Annotated in this window: 8 protein-coding genes; 5 read left to right on the top strand and 3 right to left on the bottom strand. The window is 66.8% G+C overall.

The window, feature by feature from the left end; translation table 11 throughout:
* Positions 1-87: 87 nt before the first annotated feature.
* Together arr and Q0066_RS05835 are read right to left on the bottom strand one after the other, a co-directional pair.
* Positions 88-510, bottom strand: a complete 423-nt coding sequence (arr, locus tag Q0066_RS05840; protein WP_298131004.1) for an NAD(+)--rifampin ADP-ribosyltransferase — start codon at positions 508-510, stop codon at positions 88-90.
* Positions 511-599: 89 nt separating this feature from the next.
* Entirely contained in the window at positions 600-1,202 is a 603-nt protein-coding gene (locus tag Q0066_RS05835) for a TetR family transcriptional regulator C-terminal domain-containing protein (RefSeq protein WP_298131002.1), read from the bottom strand.
* A gap of 135 nt (positions 1,203-1,337) precedes the next feature.
* On the opposite strand from Q0066_RS05835, the gene Q0066_RS05830 reads away from it, so the two are divergent.
* The 3 genes from Q0066_RS05830 to Q0066_RS05820 all read left to right on the top strand — a co-directional run bounded on the left by Q0066_RS05830 (position 1,338) and on the right by Q0066_RS05820 (position 4,081).
* Complete coding sequence (locus Q0066_RS05830) at positions 1,338-1,826, top strand: DUF1992 domain-containing protein (RefSeq protein WP_298131000.1); 489 nt, start codon at positions 1,338-1,340, stop codon at positions 1,824-1,826.
* 126 nt (positions 1,827-1,952) lie between these two features.
* Entirely contained in the window at positions 1,953-3,476 is a 1,524-nt protein-coding gene (locus tag Q0066_RS05825) for a gamma-glutamyltransferase (RefSeq protein ID WP_298130999.1), read from the top strand.
* A gap of 41 nt (positions 3,477-3,517) precedes the next feature.
* Positions 3,518-4,081: a hypothetical protein gene (locus Q0066_RS05820; protein ID WP_298130998.1), complete on the top strand. Its 564-nt coding sequence runs from the start codon at positions 3,518-3,520 to the stop codon at positions 4,079-4,081.
* A 129-nt stretch (positions 4,082-4,210) separates the two neighbouring features.
* Here the strand turns inward: Q0066_RS05820 and Q0066_RS05815 are convergent, their stop codons facing one another.
* The gene (locus Q0066_RS05815; RefSeq protein ID WP_298130997.1) at positions 4,211-4,543 is read right to left on the bottom strand and encodes a hypothetical protein; all 333 of its coding nucleotides are present in this window, start codon (positions 4,541-4,543) and stop codon (positions 4,211-4,213) included.
* Between the two features lie 125 nt (positions 4,544-4,668).
* Here Q0066_RS05815 and Q0066_RS05810 point away from each other — a divergent pair, with 125 nt between their 5' ends.
* Positions 4,669-4,797, top strand: a complete 129-nt coding sequence (locus tag Q0066_RS05810) for a hypothetical protein (RefSeq protein WP_298130995.1) — start codon at positions 4,669-4,671, stop codon at positions 4,795-4,797.
* On the top strand, positions 4,794-4,922 hold the full coding sequence (locus Q0066_RS05805; RefSeq protein ID WP_298130994.1) for a hypothetical protein: 129 nt from the start codon (positions 4,794-4,796) through the stop codon (positions 4,920-4,922). The genes Q0066_RS05810 and Q0066_RS05805 overlap by 4 nt, the downstream gene beginning before the upstream one ends.
* Positions 4,923-5,096 lie beyond the last annotated feature (174 nt).

The following is a 5,096-nucleotide window of genomic DNA, read 5'->3' as shown; positions in this document are numbered from 1 at the left end:
AAGCGGGTCAGTGATTCCTGCGTCGGTTCCGCAAACCGGATGTTCGTGGGTGCTACCACGCACTACCGTGTAGTGCGGTGGTGATTCTCAGTTGAGGATCTCGCCACGTTCGGCTGGTGCCTTGGAGATCAGTCGATCGCGCCAGACCTGCAGGGCTTCGGGTGTGAGCCTCGTCCAGTCGGTGACCTCGCGCACCACGCGAAGCGGCTCGGCCGTTCGGAAGGACCGCGTCGGATTGCCGGGGAACTTCTTGTCGGTGACGTTCGGGTCGTTCTCGAAGGCACCGGTGGGTGTGACCTCATAGACATGGGGGACACCGCTGCCGCCGAGCAGCTCGACAGCGAGTTCGGCCGCCAATCCGGCTCCGTCGCGAAGCGCAGTGAAGTACACATGGTTCATCACCACGTCCGGCCGGTAGTTCGAACGGAAGCCAGGGGTGAGCAGGTCACCAGGTCGCAGAGTTGCCGCGGTGCCGTGGAAGAACGGGCCGTCGTCGAGGGCGTCATTCACACCGCAATGCTAATTCGGGACGTCGGCGCGCGGGTTCCTTGTTGTGTTCAGGCTCGGTCCGCTGTGTCTGCTCGTCCCGCGGCGCGGCTTCATGACGCAGGTTCGAAGAGTCGATCCAGATGCTTGTCAATGGCTGCGAGGGCCGCGCGCGGTTCGATGACGTTGAGCTCGAGAAGTGGGGCGAGGCCGGTCAGGGCAAGGATGAGGTCCGTTTCGATGGTCGGATCGCAGTCCGGACGGATCTGCCCGCTGCTCATCGCCTGCCTGATGAGAAGTTCGACCTGCGCGCGCCCCTCGCGGAGTCCGACGCCGACCCGCTCCCGCAGCGAGGGGTCGTGCATGGCTTCGAGGACGTAGGCCGCGTTCATGCGACTGGTGGCACGAGAGTCGGGTCGAAGGGGGAGCAACTCGGTGATCGCCAGTCGCAGCACGTCGCGAGGATGCGGCGGGTGACCGAGCGACGTCAGGCCTCGTTCGACTCGATGGGATGTCTGCTCCGAGGTGAACTCCATCGCGAACGCGAGCATCTCGGCTCGTGACGAGAAGTAGTGCTGCAGCTGTCCCAATGAGACTCCCGCCTCGCGGGCGACTTCGCGCATGGTCGCCTTCGCCCAGCCCTGCTGGTCGACGACCCGCCACAGCGCGTGAGCGATCGATTCGCGTCGCTCGTGATGATCCACCTGCTTCGGCACCTGGACTCCTCAGTTTCCAATACGCATGACATAATACAGATGACTTGAGAAGTGCTGTGAACTGGAGTGCCGATGGCTGAACACGAGTTGCCGCTCAGGTTCTACAACCCGTCCGCCTTCGCGTTCGACACCGACGTGGTGATCGCGCTGCTCGCCGACAGGCAGATCAGGAACGCCATCGAACGGGGCGAGTTCGACAACCTGCCTGGAGCAGGAAAGCCGCTCGACCTGCCGGACCATCACGACCCCGACTGGTGGCTCAAGAACCTCATGAAACGTGAGGGGCTCGTGATGCTGCCGCCGTCCGTCCAGCTCCGCGTGGACGACGCTGCGCTGGACGAGCAACTCGACCGGCTCTCGGATGAGGCGGCGGTGCGCCGCGAGGTCGAGGAGTTCAACGAGCGGGTGATCTGGGCCCGCTACCAGCTCCCCGCCGGGCCGCCTCTGATCACAATGCCGCGCGACATTGAGGCCACCGTGGCCGCGTGGGCCGACCGCAGAGCGGCCCGAGCCGAGGAGTCCCGTCGCAAGGCGGCCGAAGAGGTTCGGGCGTGCGAGGAGGCGAGGATGAGCGGCCGCAAACGCCGAAGGTTCTTCGGCGAGCGCATCCGTCGACGGTCATGATCGTGACGTCTCGCCAGCGATCGGATGCCGGACAAGCGGCCGGACGCATCTCTCCGTCTTGGTCGGCCCCGACATGGACGACGTGTCGATCTGTTGGATGTCGGTGCTGGCCACCAAGATAGCGCTGTGACCAGGCCCACCATCGCTGTCGCCGCCACGGGCGCTCAGGCCCTCGAAGCCGGCCTCTTGGTCGGCCGGAACGGCGGCAACGCCGTGGACGCCGCACTCGCTGCCGCACTGGTGGCCATGGCCACCGAGCCGGGCATGGTCAGCCTGGGTGGGGGTTGCTACGTCGCGGTCTGGCCGGCCGGCGGTGATCCGGAGGTGATCGACGGCAATGTCGAAATGCCTGGTCGAGAGGGTGATCCGAGGCGCCGCGGTCATGGCCTGCGCCGGGTGGTCACCTCCTATGGCGGTGGGGTGACCATGTATGCCGGCCACGGCTCGGTGGCCACCCCCGGCATCGTGCCCGCCTTCGGCGTGGCGCAGACCCGCTTCGCCCGGCTGCCCTGGGCGGACCTGGTCGCACCCGCCGCCCGCGCGGCCCGTCGGTACCCGATCGGGGCGGCGGCGGCGCGCTACCTTGCCTACACCGCGGACAGCCTGTTCGCCACCGATGCCGAGGCTCATGCGCTGGTCACCAGGCCTGATGGCAGTCTGCTCGGCCCGGGGGAGTTGACCAGCAATCCGCAGTTGGCGGCAGTGCTCGATCAGCTTGCCGTTGAGGGTCCGGAGTTGTTCACCACCGGTGCGGTGGGGCAGGCGCTGGCTTCGGAAATGGCTGACCGGGACGGCCTGATCACCGCGTCCGACCTGGCCCGCTACCGTCCGGTGAGTCGCCCGGCGCACGTCTCGAAGGTGGGCCACTGGCGGATCTGTGTGAACCCGCCGCCGGCGGTGGGCGGGCCGATGTTGGCTGTGATGCTGGGTGAGCTGGCTCGGATCGGCGACTGGACCTGGCGCGACGCCATCGAGATTCAGCGGGCGGTGTTGTCGTATCGGCTCACCACCCACGACCTGTCACGCGACCTCGAGGCGGACGGCATCCGCCTGCTGGATTCGGTGGGGCGATACGGACTCTCCGCGCTGCGCGGATCGTCCTCCACAGCACACATCTCCGCGGTCGACGCCGACGGCAACGCCTGCGCCGTCACCATGAGCAGCGGATACTGCGCCGGTCTCTGCATTCCTGGCACCGGTGTGCTGCTGAACAACGCACTGGGCGAGGTGGAACTCAACCGGCTGGGGCTCCACGCGACGCCACCGGGGACGCGGCTGGCGTCCAACATGGCCCCCACCGTGGGTCGCAGTGACGATGGCCAGGTGATGGCGATCGGATCACCCGGTGCGGACCGGATCACCACCGCCCTGATGCTCGTGCTGGGCCAGGGTTGCCTGCATGGCAAGGAACTTGCCGAAGCCATCGCCAATCCCCGGCTGCACGTGCGGCACTCCGACCACGGATTGGTGGTCGAGCACGAACCCGACGCGGGAATCGCGGCAGCCATCGCCGAACTCGGCCTGACCGGCCACGAGTACGGCGAGCCGCACATGTACTTCGGTGGGGTGGGCGCCGCACTGCGCCACCAGGACGGCACCCTGCAGGCGGCCGGCGACACCCGCCGCGAGGCGCACGTCGGCGTCGCCTGAGCCGGCATCCCCGTTCGGAGGAGGTCTGGCACGCTTGCGTCGTGAGGTTCGTATGGGGCAACTCATCGGGTGGGTTGTTTGGCCTCCTTCGCGCAGCATGGCTGTTCAGGAAGATCTTGCGCGCGCAGCGCCGGCCGGTGATCGAGCTGACAGAGGCTCGACGCAGATACGACCCGATGATCATCGTGCTGGTCGAAGCAGTCGGAGCGGAGTTCGGCGTTGAGTTCCAGCCCGATGAGCAGCCGGACGAACGACCACATCCGCGCGCATATCGCACGCCGACCTGGTCGAGTATCAGCATCCTGTCTGACTACGACGACTGGGAGGAACGGCTCCACCGGATCATCTACGCCATCGCGGACCGCGCGGATGAGACGCCCGCCCAGGTGTCGGTGAGAGAGGCGGCGATGCGAGAAGCAGCGAGAATGGGCGCTGAGCCAACTGAGGAGCCTCCCGAGCTGTTCCGAACGCCGAGTGGCACCGACGATCCGGAGGGGGCGACCTTCTTCTACAGCACGTCCTTTCGTGACGCGCTGGGCGGTGACATCGGCCTCTGGATGAGTCCCGACGGTACGCAGCTCAGCATCGTCGCCACCGTGGGTTGAGCAGCGCGCGAGCAGCGGCGTCCGACAGCAGGGTGGCCGGACAAGCCGATTCGTCCGGGCCAGACGATCGCCGCTGCGCACCAAGAATCCTGGCGCCCCGCGGTCGGCGGGGTTGATGGTGACGTTGCTCTACTCGGCTTGATGCCGCTGAGGGAGGTCTTGTCGCAGCAGAGTGAGCTGGCTGGGAGGGATCTTCTCGTCTGTGTAGCTGTGGCCACTGCCGTTGTCGATCAGGCGTGTCTCGTCGACCCCGTCGATTCTCCAGACATCGACCGGACCGCCGGTGTTGTTGAGCCGCACGAACCAGTCCGCTTCGAATTCGTCCAGGCACAAGTAGACGCCGGCCACCTCAGGAGTGGGGCTGCCCGCGATGCCAGGACCAACTCCCATGCGACTCCAGTCCAGGCCGTGCTCCGTGATCGACGCCCGGTTCAGACTCGAGCTCACATGGAAGGCGTGCACGCGAACAACCTAGCCTGCAAGCCATGTCGTCAGCTCAGGGAGTGGAGAAGCACTCTGTGTCGTTGCCTGCAGCGACGTCGGAGTCGGTGCGTTCGCGGGTTGGCGCGCGTGGGTTCTCTGGGTATGTGGCTGCGGCGGTGGCCCGTCAACTGGAGCGGGACGCCTTGGATGATGCCTTGGCTCGGATGGAGGCCGAGCATGGCGCGGTCGATGGGGATGAGGTGGCGGCCATCTTCGCCCGGCTTGCGGAATGATCGTCCGGCCGCACTCGGTGCTGCTTGATGCGGAGGCGCTGTCGGCGCTGGCCCGTGAAGCGCGCAGCATGCAGGCGTGGGCGACGTTCGCCAAGCGCAGCGACTCGATCCTCTACGCATCCTGACGTTGGCCGAGGCCGCCGATGGAACCGCTCGCGATGTTGCTGTCCAGCGGGCCGTCAAGGCGGTCCGGCTGGTCGATGTCGGCCCGGAGGTCGGGTATCGCGCGGGCGAACTACGGAATGCGGCGGTACGGACGCGGCGCAAGCATCGCGATCTGACGGTCGACGCAGTAGTGG

The organism is Micropruina sp., assembly GCF_027492755.1.
Taxonomy (GTDB): Bacteria; Actinomycetota; Actinomycetes; order Propionibacteriales; family Propionibacteriaceae; genus Micropruina.
This window is presented reverse-complemented; position numbering and strand designations above follow the sequence as displayed.

Bases quoted from the DNA above. Each gene is read 5' to 3' on its own strand.
- Q0066_RS05805 (WP_298130994.1), top strand. From the start codon at position 4,794: ATGATCGTCCGGCCGCACTCGGTGCTGCTTGATGCGGAGGCGCTGTCG.